The organism is Pseudacidovorax sp. DMC4 (assembly GCF_056314265.1).
Genome location: NZ_JBQUYR010000004.1, coordinates 144286 through 157052 on the forward strand (window position 1 = coordinate 144286; position 12767 = coordinate 157052).

The following is a 12767-nucleotide window of genomic DNA, read 5'->3' on the forward strand; positions in this document are numbered from 1 at the left end:
GTGCTATACTAGAAAGCTCAGCGGCTGTAGCTCAGCTGGATAGAGTACTTGGCTACGAACCAAGGGGTCGTGGGTTCGATTCCTGCCAGCCGCACCATATTTCCCTATGGGGAACAACGGGTTAGCGCCACAAGCGCTAGCCCGTTTTTCTTTGTCCGAAACTTTTGAGGGAGTTCGCGCATGAGCAAAGCCTTCACCAAGGAACGCGACAACGGTGATGAGGACGACGAGGCGGGCGGCCTCCCGCCCTTACCCCCAGGTGGCAAGAACTACATCACGCCGGCAGGTTATGAGCGCCTGCGTGCCGAACTACTGTCATTGATGGATGTGGAGCGTCCCAAGGTGGTCGAGGCCGTCCACTGGGCCGCCAAGAATGGTGACCGATCGGAAAACGGCGACTACCTGTACGGCAAGAAGCGGCTTCGAGAAATCGACCGGCGGATCCGCTTTCTCACCAAACGCCTGGAGATCGCCGAAGTGACCGATCCGTCGGCCCATTACGGCAGCGACCAGGTGTTCTTTGGCGCTACCGTGACCTACGCGGACGAATCCGGCGAGGAGCACACGGTCACCATCCTGGGGATCGACGAGGCGGAGAGCGCACAACGCCAGGTAAGCTGGATCGCGCCCATCTCGCGGACCTTGCTCAAGGCCCGCGTGGGCGATGCGCTCAAGCTGGTGACACCCGGCGGTACGCAGGAGATCGAGGTGGTCGAGGTCGTGTACCCGGCGCCGGCTTCCCTCTGATCGGACCACAGCGCGGGCGGGCGACGGCGGGGGGCGCTCAGGGCGCGGGCACGATCCGCCGTGCCGACAGCACGGACGGTGTACGCCGCGCGGCGCGCAGCACGGATTCGACATGGGCTGCGTCGCGCACAGCGATGACGAAGCGCAGGTCGGTCGAATCCTGCTGGCTTTCGTCTGGCATCTCGACGTGGGTGATGTCCGCCTCGGCCCGGGCGAGGGTGGAGGCGACGCGCGCCAGCACGCCCTTGTCGTTGCGAACCGTCACGAGGATGCCCGTCTCGAAGCTGCGCACGGGCTCGTCGGCCCATTCCACTGCGAAGAAGCGCTCGGCGTCCTTGTGGCGCAGCCGCTGGCCGACCCCGCAGGCGTCGGTGTGGACCACCAGACCTTCGCCATGGCCCAGATAGCCCACGATCGGATCGCCGGGCACGGGGCGGCAGCACAGCGCAAAGCGCACGGATGAGTTTTCGCTGCCGTCCAGCGTGACCGCGCCTTGCGAGACGTTCTCATGCGCCGTGAAGCGCTCGCGGCTCATCAGCAGCGCATCGGGCTTCTCGCCACGCTCGGCCAGCAGCGTCATCAACCGCTTGGCCACGATGCTGGCCACCCGCTTGCCGAGGCCGATGTCGGTCATCAGGTCTTCGCGGTTGCGGTTGCCGGTGAAGCGCAGCAGCTTGTCCCAGATCGCCTGATAGTCCGCTTCGATTCCCGGCAGCTTGCGCACGCCCTCGGCACGCAGCGCCTGGGACAGCAGCTTTTCGCCCAGGCGCTCCGACTCGGCCTGGGCGAGGGTCTTGAGGTAATTGCGGATCTTCGAGCGGGCCCGCCCGGTACGCACAAAACCCAGCCATGCCGGGTTGGGCGTGGAGACCGGCGCGGTGATCACCTCGACCACGTCGCCGTTCTTGAGTTCGGTGCGCAGCGGCACCTGCTCTCCGTTGATGCGGGCTGCCGAGGCGTGGTGGCCCACGTTGGTGTGGATTGCATAGGCAAAGTCCACCACCGTGGCGCCGCGCGGCAGCGCCAGGATCTCGCTGCGAGGCGTGAAGACATAGACCGCGTCCGGGAACAGATCCACCTTGACGTGTTCCCAGAACTCACGCGCGTCGCGCGTCTCGTCCTGGATGTCGACCAGCGACTGCAGCCACTTGGCGCTGAGCCGCTCGCCCTGGTCTGCATCGCCGACGGCCTTGTAAAGCCAGTGTGCCGCCACGCCGGACTCGGCGACCACATGCATCGCTTCGGTACGGAGCTGGAACTCCACGTTCACGCCCGAAGGGCCCACCAGCGTCGTGTGCAGCGACTGGTAGCCGTTGATCTTGGGGATCGCGATGTGATCCTTGAACTTGCCCGGGTGCGGCTTGTACAGCTGGTGCAGCACGCCCAGGCCCGTGTAACAGGCGATCGTGCTGGGCACGATCAGGCGAAAGCCGTAGATGTCGGTGACCTGTGCAAAGCTCAGGTGCTTGTCGTCCATCTTGCGGTAGATGGAATACAGCGTCTTCTCGCGGCCGGCGATACGCACTTGGAGGCCGGCGGCAGCAAACGCCGTCTCCACGTCGCGCTGCACTTTCTGGATGAGATCGCGCCGGCGGCTGCGGGCCTTGGCCACGGCCTTGGTCAGGATCGCGTGGCGCCAGGGCTTGAGATGCCGGAACGACAACTCCTGCAACTCGCGGTAGGTCTGGTTGAGCCCCAGGCGGTAGGCGATGGGGGCGTAGATGTCCAGCGTCTCGCGCGCGATGCGGCCCCATTTGGCCCGCGGCGCATCGCTCAGGGTGCGCATGTTGTGCGTGCGGTCGGCCAGCTTGATGAGGATGACGCGCACGTCGCGCGCCATGGCGAGCAGCATCTTGCGGAAGGACTCGGCCTGGTTCTCCTCGCGCGTGTCGAACTGAAGCTTGTCGAGCTTGGTGAGGCCGTCCACCAGTTCCGCCACCGCCGAACCGAAACGCTCGACCAATTCAGGCTTGGTGACGCCGCAGTCTTCGATGGCGTCGTGCAGCAGCGCGGCCATGAGGGCCTGGGCATCGAGCTTCCACTCGGCACACTGGGCGGCGACGGCGATGGGATGCGTGATGTAGGGCTCGCCGCTGTTGCGCAACTGGCCGAGATGGGCTTCGTCGGCAAATCGGTAGGCGCGGCGCACCAGGTCCACATCCTCCGCCGCCAGATAGTCCAGTCGCGCAGTCAGCGCGGCGAAGCTGGCCGCAGCCGCATTCAGCGCGGCGGTCGGCGCCTTGCCGGGCGCCGGCGCCGCGCCGGATGCGGAAGAGGGAAGGACCACACTCATGCTTCGACTTTAGCCGCTGAAGCGTCCCGCGGTCTCCGGGCGCAAAAAAAGCACCTCGAAAGGTGCTTGTTCTTCGCCGGAGTTGCGAGAGGTGGCGGCAATCAGCCCGGAACCTTCTTGAGCATCTCGAGGCCGACCTTGCCATCGGCGATCTCGCGCAGGGCGGTGACCGCGGGCTTGTTCTTGCTCTCGATCTTGGGCGCATGGCCCTGGCTCAGCATGCGGGCGCGATAGGTGGCCGCCAGGACGAGCTGGAAGCGGTTGGGGATCTGCTGCAGGCAGTCTTCGACGGTGATGCGGGCCATGACGGTATGCCTTGATGAAGTGTCAGGGAATGTTCAGTGCCGCGAAGGTGTCGGCACGGGCGCGGCGCTGGGCAGAGTAGCGAAGCCGCTGCGCGTGAACGATCGCTTTGAGGTCGAAAAGCGCGCGTTCAAATAACTCGTTGATTATAACGTAGTCGAATTCACGGGTTTGCGTCATCTCCTCGGCCGCATTCTGCAGGCGCAGCTCAATGACCTCGGGGGCGTCCTCGCCGCGGCGCTCCAGGCGGGAGCGCAACTCTTCCCAACTCGGCGGCAGGATGAAGATCAGCACCGCGTTGGCGAACACCTTGCGCACCTGCAGCGCGCCCTGGAAGTCGATTTCCAGGATCACGTCGGCACCCGAGGCGATGCGCTCTTCCACCGCGCGCTTGGACGTGCCGTAGCGGTGGCCATGCACATTGGCCCACTCGAGGAAGGCCTCGGCCTGCACCATGGCGTCGAATTCGGCGGGCGAGACGAAGAAGTACTCGCGGCCGTGCTTTTCCTGCCCGCGCGGCGCACGGGTGGTGTGCGAGACCGACGGGTTGACCGCCGAATCCAGCTCGCGCAAGGCCTTGACCAGGCTGGACTTGCCGGCGCCGCTCGGCGCCGCGACGACAAACAGGTTTCCGGGATATTCCATGGCGCTCATTCGATGTTCTGGACCTGCTCGCGCATCTGCTCGATCAGCACCTTCATGTCGACGCCGATGCGGGTGAGTTCGAGTGCCGCCGACTTCGAGCCGAGTGTGTTGGCCTCGCGGTGCAGTTCCTGGATCAGGAAGTCGAGCCGCTTGCCGACTTCGCCGCCCTTGGTGAGCAGCCGGTCGATCTCGTCGAGGTGGGCGCGCAGACGGCCCAGTTCCTCGGCGACGTCGATGCGGATCGCAAAGGCGGTGGCCTCGGAGAGCGCGCGGTCCTGCGCGGTCTCGGGCGTCGCACTGCCCGCGGTCAGGCCCATGGCTTCCTGCCAGCGCTCCAGAAAGCGGGTGCGTTGCTGCTCCACGAGCCGGGGCACGAGCGGTTCCGCCTGCTCGGCCAGGGCGCGCAGGCCCTGCAGCCGCTCCTGCAGCAAGGCCACGAGCCGGCCGCCTTCGCGCTGGCGCGCGGCGATCAGGTCGTCCACCACGGAGGTGGCGAGAGCGACGACATCGAACTGTTCGGCGGGCAGCGTGCGGCCGCCGTCGCTGCCGGCCAGCCGCAGCACATCGGCCACGCTCAGCTCGCGGGCCGTCGGCAGCCAGGCACGCACCGCGTCCTGGACGCCGTTGAGCCGCTGCAGCAGGCGCACGGAGGGCTCGGCCACCGCCGCGTCCGTGCCGGTCTCGACCGAGCCACGCATCTCGACCTTGCCGCGCTTGAGGCGGCGGGTGAGAAGTTCGCGAAGGGCCGGCTCGTGCTGGCGCAGCTCTTCGGGCAGCTTGAAGCTCAGGTCCAGGAAGCGGCTGTTGACGGCGCGCAGCTCCAGGCCGAGGCGAGGGCCCGGGCGTTCCTCGCCCGCGGGCGCGTCCGCGCTCGACGCGCGGCTCTGGCCGCTGGCGTAACCGGTCATGCTGTAAACTGCCATTGCACCTCGCTCTCGGCTCGTGTTCGTCTGACAAGCCCCGCAGAAGCGACGGGCCGGCACCCTCTCTCATGTGGATCGACGGGCTTGCCGCCTCACCTCTTCGGGCGAAGCCTCCGATTATGTCAAAGGTCAAACCGTCGCCCCTGATGCCGGACACGGTGATCGGTGGCTACCGAGTCGTTCGACGCATTTCCTCCGGCGGTTTCGGCGTGGTCTACCTGGCGGTGGACAAGGCGGGCCAGCAGGTCGCCATCAAGGAATACCTCCCTTCGTCGCTCGTGACGCGCGAGGACGGCAGCCTCATTCCGCAGGTGGCGCCCGAAAAGCTGTCGCTCTACCGACTCGGACTCAAGAGCTTCTTCGAGGAGGGCCGGGCCCTGGCGCAGATCGCCCATGCCTCGGTGGTGAGCGTGCTCAACTTCTTCCGCGAGAACGAGACCGTCTACATGGTGATGAACTACCTGGAAGGCGCCACGCTCCAGGACTTCATCGTCACCGCCCGCGAACTCAAGCGCGCCAAGGTGTTGCGCGAGTCGACCATCCGCTCGCTGTTCGACGAGATCCTCCGCGGTCTGCGTGTGGTGCACCAGCACAAGATGCTGCACCTGGACATCAAGCCCGCCAACATCTTCATCACCGACGACGACCGCGCGGTGATGATCGACTTCGGCGCCGCCCGCGAGGTGCTCTCCAAAGAGGGCAACTTCGTGCGGCCCATGTACACGCCCGGCTTTGCTGCGCCCGAGATGTATCGGCGCGACTCTTCCATGGGCCCGTGGACCGACATCTATGCCGTGGGCGCCTGCATGTACGCCTGCATGCACGGCTATCCGCCGCTGGACGCCCCCCAGCGGCTCGACAAGGACCGCCTGGGCCTGTCGCTCACGCGCATGCGCGGCGTGTACTCGGACGACCTGATCGAGGTGGTCGAGTGGTGCATGGCCCTCGACCCGCTGTCGCGGCCCCAGTCCGTCTTCGCGCTGCAGAAGGAGCTGGGCCGCGAGGGCGAGCGCCGCTACACCAAGCTGTCGGTGGCCGAGCGCATGCGCCTGTCGATCGACAACATGCGTGCCACGGAGCGCAAGCCGCTGGCCAAGGCCGGCACGCCCACCACCCGTCCGGCGGCGTCATGAAGTTCTCCGTCTTCCAGGTCAGCCGCAAGGGCGGGCGCCTCAAGAACGAGGACCGCATGGGCTACTGCTACACCCGCGAGTCGGCGCTGTTCGTGCTGGCCGACGGCATGGGCGGCCATCCGGAAGGCGAGGTGGCGGCGCAGATCGCGCTGCAGGCGGTGGCGGCGCTGTTCCAGCGCGAGGCGCGGCCCGTGCTCAAGGACGTGCGCGCCTTCCTCGCGGCGGCGGTCATGGCGGCCCACCAGCAGATCATGCGTTACGCCAGCGGCAAGGCCATGCTCGACACGCCGCGCACCACCATCGTGGTGGCGGTGCTGCAGCAGGGTTGCGCCACCTGGGTCCACTGTGGCGATTCGCGCCTGTATGCGGTGCGGGGCAACCGGCTGATGGTGCGCACGCGAGACCACTCCAATGCCGAGCGGCCTCGTGCCGAGGGGGGCGCCATGCCGGTGAACCGCAACCTGCTGCAGACCTGCCTGGGCTCGCCGGTGCCGCCGCTGTTCGATCTGTCCGAGCCGCTGTCCCTGCAGCAGGGCGACCGCCTGATGCTCTGTTCCGACGGGCTCTGGAGCGTGGTCGAGGACGCGCTGCTGGTCCGCACCCTCGGCGCCCGCCCGGTGGCCGATGCGGCGCCCGAACTCGTCGAGATGGCCCTGCGCCGCGGCGGCAGTCACTCCGACAATGTCACGCTGATCGCGGTGGAGTGGGAGACGCCCGATGCGCCCGGCTCCGAGCCGGGCGTTTCCACCGACAGCATCGGGCCGGACGTCTTTGCCTCCAGCATCCAGGCCGGGCTGCCGGGCGAGGAAGACCACGACGAGCTCGACGAGGCCGCCATCGAGCGCTCCATCGCCGAGATCAACGAGGCGATACGGCGCTCCGCCGCCCGAAAGAACTGATCCGCGCAAGGTGCTGCACGGCGAGCCTTCCGGGCCCGCGGCCATCGCCTTGCTTTTCCACGTTTCCGATCCAGAGATTCACATGAGCCCTTTCATCCGCAGCAGCGGCCGCGCCGCCGACCAGCTCCGCCCCGTGCGCATCACCCGCGGCTTCACCATCCATGCCGAAGGCTCCGTCCTCATCGAGTTCGGCCAGACCCGCGTGCTGTGCACCGCCTCCGTCGAAGAGAAGGTGCCGCCGCACAAGCGCGGCAGCGGCGAAGGCTGGGTCACCGCCGAGTACGGCATGCTGCCGCGCGCGACCCACACCCGCGGCGATCGCGAGGCCGCACGCGGCAAGCAGAGCGGCCGCACGCAGGAGATCCAGCGACTCATCGGCCGCTCGATGCGTGCCGTGTTCGACCTGGCCGCGCTGGGCGAGCGCACGATCTACCTCGACTGCGACGTGCTGCAGGCTGATGGCGGCACCCGCACGGCCGCCATCACCGGCGCCTTTGTGGCCGCGCATGACGCCGTTGCCAAGCTCATCGCCGCCGGCACGCTGGCCGCGTCGCCCATCCGCAGCCATGTGGCCGCCATCTCGGTCGGCATCGTGCAGGGCACGCCGCTGCTGGACCTGGAATACGTCGAAGACTCTGCCTGCGACACCGACATGAACGTCGTGATGACCGGCGCCGGCCACTTCGTGGAAGTGCAGGGCACGGCCGAGGGCGCCGCCTTCAGCCGCGACGAGATGAACCAGCTGCTGGCGCTGGCCGACAAGGGCATCGCCGAGCTGGTGCAGCTGCAGAAGCAGGCGCTGCAGATCGCCTGAGCACGCGCGCGTACGAGACATCCATGAAACTGGTTCTCGCATCCAACAACGCGGGCAAGCTGGCCGAGCTGCAGCAGCTCTTCGGTACGCTGGGGCTCACGCTCGTGCGGCAGTCCGAGCTGGGCGTGGGCGAAGCGGAGGAGCCCTTCCGCACCTTCGTCGAGAACGCGCTGGCCAAGGCCCGCCACGCCAGCGCGGCCACCGGCCTGCCCGCCATTGCCGACGATGCCGGCCTGTGCGTCGACGCCTTCGGCGGCCTGCCTGGCGTGGACACGGCCTACTACGCCACGCAGTTCGGCTACGAGAAGGGCGACGCCAACAACGTCAAGGCACTGCTGGCGCAGCTGCGCGGCGAATCCAACCGCCGCGCCGCGCTGGTCAGCACGCTGGTCGCGCTGCGCCACGTCGAGGACCCCGAGCCGCTGGTCGCCGTGGGCCGCGCCGTCGGCGAGATCACCACCGAGCCGGTGGGCGAGCACGGCTTCGGCTTCGATCCGGTGATGTTCCTGCCCCAGTTCGGCAAGACCTTCGCGCAACTGCCGCCCGAGGTGAAGAACGCCCACAGCCACCGCGGCCAGGCCGCGCGCGCCATGCTGGCCCTGATGCGCGAGCGCTGGGCCCTGGGCGGATGAGCAGCATCCCGATCCAGCCCGTCGTGGCCGTGGCGCCGCAGGCCAACGACGTGCTGCACATGATGCGGCCCGGCCCGCTGCAACTGGCCGCATCGCCGCCGCTGTCGCTATACATCCACCTGCCCTGGTGCCTGCGCAAGTGCCCCTACTGCGACTTCAACTCGCACGAGTGGCGCGGTGAGGGCGATGCGGCGGCCGTGCCCGAGCAGCGCTACATCGACGCCCTGATCGCCGATCTGGATGCCGCGCTGCCCCTGGTGTGGGGCCGCACCGTGCACACCATCTTCCTGGGTGGCGGCACGCCCAGCCTGTTCGCGCCCGAAAGCATCGACCGGCTGCTCGGCGCCGTGCGCGCCCGCCTGCGGCTGGAGCCCGGCTGCGAGATCACGCTGGAGGCCAACCCCGGCACCTTCGAGCGCGACCGCTTCCGCGCCTACCGCGCCGCGGGCGTCACGCGGCTGTCGGTCGGCGTGCAGAGCTTCGACGACGCGCACCTGAAGGCGCTCGGCCGCGTGCACGACCGCCGCCAAGCCATCGCCGCCGTCGAAGAAGCCGCCCAGGCCTTCGAGACCTTCAATCTCGACCTGATGTACGCGCTGCCCGGGCAGACGCCGCAGGGCCTGGAGGCCGAGCTGGACCAGGCCCTGGCCCTTGCGCCCCCGCACCTGTCGATCTACCACCTGACCATCGAGCCCAACACCTTCTTCGCCAAGCACCCGCCCGTGCTGCCCGAGGACGACATCGCCTACGCCATGCTCGACCGCATCACCGAGCGCACGGCGGCCGCGGGCCTGGCGCGCTACGAGGTGTCGGCCTATGCAAGGCAGGGCCACAGCTGCACGCACAACCTCAACTACTGGCAGTTCGGCGACTACCTGGGCCTGGGCGCGGGTGCGCACGGCAAGCTGAGCTTTGCCCACCGCATCGTGCGGCAGGTGCGCGTGCGCGACCCGCAGCGCTACATGGCGCAGGCCCTGGCCGGCCAGGCCGTGGCCCAGAGCGACGACGTGGCACTGGCCGACCTGCCCTTCGAGTTCATGCTGAATGCGCTGCGGCTGAAGGAAGGCTTCACGCTGGCCCAGTTTGGCGAGCGCACCGGCCTGGCCATCAGCGCCATCCGCCGCCCGCTGGAAGAGGCCGAAGCCCGCGGCCTGCTGGCGCGCGACCTGCACCGCGTGTGGCCCACCGAGCGGGGCATGGATTTTCTGAGCGACCTGCAGGCGATGTTCCTGCCGGAAGGTGGTGCGGGGGACTGAGGCCGTCCCACCCGCGAAAGGGTGCTGCGCTGCCCTTACACTTGCGGCCTCTTTTCGCCTTCGGGCGCCACACGGCGCCGCCGCAGAAGGCCGACCCAGGAAGCGTGGCAGAGTGGTCGATTGCACCGGTCTTGAAAACCGGCGACGGGCAACCGTCCGTGAGTTCGAATCTCACCGCTTCCGCCAATCTTGGCTTCCCTCCGCATCAACGGACTATCCGGCCCGCTGACTCCGCCAAGCGTCGCTGCATGAAAATTGCGGCCCGCTCATGCCGCCTTACGCTTCGCTCACCAGTGATGTCGCCGCTCTCCGGGCTTCGCCCCGCTGGCGCCGTCTTGCCGCCTGGAGCGCCCTTCTCGCCGCAGCCGTCCTCATCATCGCCCTCGCCGGCCAATGGGCCGCCGACCGCGCCGCCCGCAACCAGGCCGACGAAATCCGCCGCGCGGCAGAGGTCCAGCTCTCGGGCCTGCGCGATGCCACCGGCCGCTACCGGCACCTGCCCTTCACCGCGGCCCTGCACCCTGTGGTGCTCGCGCTGCTGAACGCGCCCGGGCAGGCCGCGCTCGGCCAGAGCGCCAACCGCTACCTCGAAGAACTCAACCGGCTGGCCGGCTCCGACGTGCTCTATCTCATCGACGCGCACGGCGTCACGCTGGCCGCCAGCAACTGGGCCGCGCCACAGAGCTTCGTCGGCCATTCCTATGCCAACCGCCCGTACTTCACCGAGGCGCTGGCGGGCCGCAGCGGGCGCTTCTACGGTGTGGGGCAGACCACCGGCGAGCCCGGACTGTTCATCTCGGCGCCGGTACGGGGCGACGGTGACCAGGTGCTGGGCGTCGTCACCGTCAAGGTCAGCCTGCGGCAGCTGCAGGAGTCCTGGCGCATCGCCAAGGATCCGATCCTGCTCACCGATGCGCGGGGCATCGTCTTCCTCAGCTCCGTGCCGCAGTGGCTCTACCACGCCACGCGGCCGGTCGATGCCGAGGGGCTGGCGCAGGTGCGGCGCGACCAGCAGTACGGTCCGCGTGCCAGCTTTCCGCAACTGCCCTGGAAGGTGGCGCGGGACGGCGACCGGCCCGGCGCCTTGATCCGCACGCAGATCGACGGTCAGGCCCGCCACTTCCTGGCGGTGAGCGAGCCGGTGGAAGACCTGCCGTGGACGCTGACGGTGATGGCCGACCACGACCAGGTGCTGCGCACGCGCGAGAGCGCGTGGATGGTCGCCGTGCTGTGCCTGAGCCTGCTGTTGCTGGGCGGGCTCTACTGGCGCCTGCGCGAGCGGCGCTTTGCCGAGCAGCGCGACGCCCGCCGCGAGTTGGAGCTGCGCGTCGAGGAGCGCACCCACGCCCTGGGCGAGGCGCATGCCTTCCGCAAGGCCATGGAAGACGCGCTGCCCGTGGGCATGCGGGCGCGCGACATGGAGGGGCGCATCACCTACGTCAATCCCGCCTTCTGCCAGATGACGGGCTTCGAGGCCGGTGAACTGCTGGGCCGGCTGCCGCCCTATCCCTACTGGCATCCCGACGAGGTCACGCGCCACTGGCACCACTACGACGCCATGATGAGTGGCCGCAGCGCGCCCGATGGCCACGAGTCGCGACTGCGGCACAAGGACGGGCACGAGGTCATCACCATGGTCTACACCGCGCCGCTGATCGACGCCGAGGGCCGGCATGCGGGCTGGATGAGTTCGGTGGTCGACGTGACCGAGCAGCGGCGCGCCGAGCTGCAGCAGCGCCAGAACGAAGCGCAGCTGCAGCATGCCCAGCGCCTGGCCAGCCTGGGCGAGATGGCCTCGACGCTGGCCCACGAGCTGAACCAGCCGCTGATGGCGTTGAGCAGCTTTGCGAGTGCGGCCAAGGCCTTCGCGCAACGCGGCGAGGGCGCACTGCTGACCCAGAGCCTGGACGACACCATCGCGCAGGCCCAGCGCAGCGCCGAGATCGTGCGGCGCATCCGCGGCTTCGTGCGCCAGCGCACCGCGGGCGCGGAGGACTGCGCGCTCGCCACGCTGGTGGCGCAGGCGCTGGCCCTGCTGCGCGGCGAACTGCGGGAGTCCCAGGTGACGCCCGAGGTGCGCATTCCCGACGACCTGCCGCTGCTGCGCGGCGACCGCGTGCTGCTGGAGCAGGTGCTGCTCAACCTGGTCTCCAACAGCCTGCATGCGATGCGCGCGGTGCCGGCCGCGGAGCGCCGGCTCGAGATCGAGGCGCATCCGCGCGAGGGCTGCATCCAGCTGCAGCTGGCCGACCGCGGCACGGGCATCGATCCGGCCATCGCCGACCAGGTGTTCGAGCCCTTCTTCACCACGCGCCCGGGCGGGCTCGGCCTGGGCCTGAACATCTGCCGCACCATCGTCGAGGCCCACCGCGGCCGCCTGTTCTTTGCCGGACGCGAAGGCGGCGGCACGATCTTCACGCTCGAACTGCCCATCGCCTGCCCATGACCCTGCCCGCCAACAACCTGTGTGTCGTCGACGACGACGAGGCCGTGCGCCGCTCGCTGGGCCTGCTGCTGCTGTCACGCGGCTATGCGGTGCGCACCTTCGAAAGCGGCGAGGACTTCCTGGCCGGCGTGGACCTGCAGCATCCCGGCTGCGTCATCCTCGACCTGCGCCTGGGCGGCATGAGCGGGCTGCAGGTCTTCGATGCATTGCGGCAGCGGGACAGCGCGCTGGAGGTGCTCTTCCTCTCCGGCCATGGCGACATTCCCATGGCCGTGGAGGCGGTGCAGAACGGTGCGCTCGGCTGGCTCGAAAAGCCCTGCAACGACGAGCGCCTGCTGGCCGCCGTCGCCAAGGCGCTGGAGAAGGCCCAGGCCGGCGCCGAGCGCCGCCAGGCGCTGCAGGCCGCCCAGGCGCTGTGGCAGAAGCTCACGCCGCGCGAGATGCAGGTGGCGCGGCTGGTGGCCGAGGGCAAGCCCAACAAGGAGATCGCGCAGGAGCTGGCCCCGGTGGAGCTGCGCACCATCGAGACGCACCGCGCCCATGTCTTCGCCAAGCTGGGCGTGGCCAACAGCCACGGGCTGTACCGCTTCCTGCGCGAGCACGGCCTTTAGAACTGCACGTGCCGGGATTGGGGATAACCCCTGCGTAGCGCCACGGAGGCCGCCGGCCCGCGGCT

The 12767-nt window shown here is 68.7% G+C and carries 12 protein-coding genes and 2 tRNA genes; 10 read left to right on the forward strand and 4 right to left on the reverse strand.

The features are described from left to right. Positions 1-20: 20 nt before the first annotated feature. Together ACT54X_RS09400 and greB are read left to right on the forward strand one after the other, a co-directional pair. Positions 21-97 (forward strand) — tRNA-Arg (locus ACT54X_RS09400). An 83-nt stretch (positions 98-180) separates the two neighbouring features. After that, positions 181-747 (forward strand): transcription elongation factor GreB, encoded by a 567-nt coding sequence (gene greB, locus ACT54X_RS09405; RefSeq protein ID WP_294367146.1) that lies wholly within the window; start codon positions 181-183, stop codon positions 745-747. 37 nt (positions 748-784) lie between these two features. Here the strand turns inward: greB and ACT54X_RS09410 are convergent, their stop codons facing one another. From ACT54X_RS09410 to ACT54X_RS09425, 4 genes are all read right to left on the reverse strand, one after another. After that, on the reverse strand, positions 785-3040 hold the full coding sequence (locus tag ACT54X_RS09410; protein ID WP_294367148.1) for a RelA/SpoT family protein: 2256 nt from the start codon (positions 3038-3040) through the stop codon (positions 785-787). Positions 3041-3141: 101 nt separating this feature from the next. Next, the gene (gene rpoZ / locus ACT54X_RS09415; RefSeq protein WP_017758912.1) at positions 3142-3345 is read right to left on the reverse strand and encodes a DNA-directed RNA polymerase subunit omega; all 204 of its coding nucleotides are present in this window, start codon (positions 3343-3345) and stop codon (positions 3142-3144) included. Positions 3346-3367: 22 nt separating this feature from the next. Further along, positions 3368-3988 carry a guanylate kinase gene (gene gmk / locus ACT54X_RS09420; RefSeq protein ID WP_017758911.1) on the reverse strand — a complete coding sequence of 207 codons (621 nt, stop codon included), beginning with the start codon at positions 3986-3988 and terminating at the stop codon, positions 3368-3370. A gap of 5 nt (positions 3989-3993) precedes the next feature. Then, positions 3994-4911: a YicC/YloC family endoribonuclease gene (locus ACT54X_RS09425; RefSeq protein ID WP_294367152.1), complete on the reverse strand. Its 918-nt coding sequence runs from the start codon at positions 4909-4911 to the stop codon at positions 3994-3996. A gap of 119 nt (positions 4912-5030) precedes the next feature. Here ACT54X_RS09425 and ACT54X_RS09430 point away from each other — a divergent pair, with 119 nt between their 5' ends. The 8 genes from ACT54X_RS09430 to ACT54X_RS09465 all read left to right on the forward strand — a co-directional run bounded on the left by ACT54X_RS09430 (position 5031) and on the right by ACT54X_RS09465 (position 12702). Further along, positions 5031-6044 (forward strand): serine/threonine protein kinase, encoded by a 1014-nt coding sequence (locus tag ACT54X_RS09430; protein WP_294367153.1) that lies wholly within the window; start codon positions 5031-5033, stop codon positions 6042-6044. Continuing rightward, the gene (locus ACT54X_RS09435; RefSeq protein ID WP_294367156.1) at positions 6041-6943 is read left to right on the forward strand and encodes a PP2C family protein-serine/threonine phosphatase; all 903 of its coding nucleotides are present in this window, start codon (positions 6041-6043) and stop codon (positions 6941-6943) included. Before ACT54X_RS09430 ends, ACT54X_RS09435 begins: the two co-directional genes overlap by 4 nt. Before the next feature lie 82 nt (positions 6944-7025). Continuing rightward, positions 7026-7757 carry a ribonuclease PH gene (rph, locus tag ACT54X_RS09440; RefSeq protein WP_017760655.1) on the forward strand — a complete coding sequence of 244 codons (732 nt, stop codon included), beginning with the start codon at positions 7026-7028 and terminating at the stop codon, positions 7755-7757. 23 nt (positions 7758-7780) lie between these two features. Further along, positions 7781-8389: an RdgB/HAM1 family non-canonical purine NTP pyrophosphatase gene (gene rdgB / locus ACT54X_RS09445; protein WP_294367163.1), complete on the forward strand. Its 609-nt coding sequence runs from the start codon at positions 7781-7783 to the stop codon at positions 8387-8389. Beyond that, positions 8386-9645 carry a radical SAM family heme chaperone HemW gene (gene hemW, locus ACT54X_RS09450; RefSeq protein ID WP_476346183.1) on the forward strand — a complete coding sequence of 420 codons (1260 nt, stop codon included), beginning with the start codon at positions 8386-8388 and terminating at the stop codon, positions 9643-9645. Before rdgB ends, hemW begins: the two co-directional genes overlap by 4 nt. Positions 9646-9743: 98 nt before the next feature. Next, positions 9744-9831, forward strand: a tRNA-Ser gene (locus ACT54X_RS09455). 82 nt (positions 9832-9913) lie between these two features. Beyond that, positions 9914-12091, forward strand: coding sequence for a sensor histidine kinase (locus tag ACT54X_RS09460; RefSeq protein WP_476346185.1), 2178 nt, complete (start codon positions 9914-9916; stop codon positions 12089-12091). After that, on the forward strand, positions 12088-12702 hold the full coding sequence (locus tag ACT54X_RS09465; protein ID WP_294367173.1) for a response regulator transcription factor: 615 nt from the start codon (positions 12088-12090) through the stop codon (positions 12700-12702). The genes ACT54X_RS09460 and ACT54X_RS09465 overlap by 4 nt, the downstream gene beginning before the upstream one ends. The last annotated feature ends 65 nt before the right edge of the window (positions 12703-12767 follow it).

Excerpts from the sequence above, each read along its gene's own strand:
- greB (WP_294367146.1), top strand. The coding sequence starts at position 181 with ATGAGCAAAGCCTTCACCAAGGAACGCGACAACGGTGATGAGGACGAC.
- ACT54X_RS09410 (WP_294367148.1), bottom strand. The coding sequence starts at position 3,040 with ATGAGTGTGGTCCTTCCCTCTTCCGCATCCGGCGCGGCGCCGGCGCCC.
- rpoZ (WP_017758912.1), bottom strand. The coding sequence starts at position 3,345 with ATGGCCCGCATCACCGTCGAAGACTGCCTGCAGCAGATCCCCAACCGC.
- gmk (WP_017758911.1), bottom strand. The coding sequence starts at position 3,988 with ATGGAATATCCCGGAAACCTGTTTGTCGTCGCGGCGCCGAGCGGCGCC.
- ACT54X_RS09425 (WP_294367152.1), bottom strand. The coding sequence starts at position 4,911 with ATGGCAGTTTACAGCATGACCGGTTACGCCAGCGGCCAGAGCCGCGCG.
- ACT54X_RS09430 (WP_294367153.1), top strand. The coding sequence starts at position 5,031 with ATGTCAAAGGTCAAACCGTCGCCCCTGATGCCGGACACGGTGATCGGT.
- ACT54X_RS09435 (WP_294367156.1), top strand. The coding sequence starts at position 6,041 with ATGAAGTTCTCCGTCTTCCAGGTCAGCCGCAAGGGCGGGCGCCTCAAG.
- rph (WP_017760655.1), top strand. The coding sequence starts at position 7,026 with ATGAGCCCTTTCATCCGCAGCAGCGGCCGCGCCGCCGACCAGCTCCGC.
- rdgB (WP_294367163.1), top strand. The coding sequence starts at position 7,781 with ATGAAACTGGTTCTCGCATCCAACAACGCGGGCAAGCTGGCCGAGCTG.
- hemW (WP_476346183.1), top strand. The coding sequence starts at position 8,386 with ATGAGCAGCATCCCGATCCAGCCCGTCGTGGCCGTGGCGCCGCAGGCC.
- ACT54X_RS09460 (WP_476346185.1), top strand. The coding sequence starts at position 9,914 with ATGCCGCCTTACGCTTCGCTCACCAGTGATGTCGCCGCTCTCCGGGCT.
- ACT54X_RS09465 (WP_294367173.1), top strand. The coding sequence starts at position 12,088 with ATGACCCTGCCCGCCAACAACCTGTGTGTCGTCGACGACGACGAGGCC.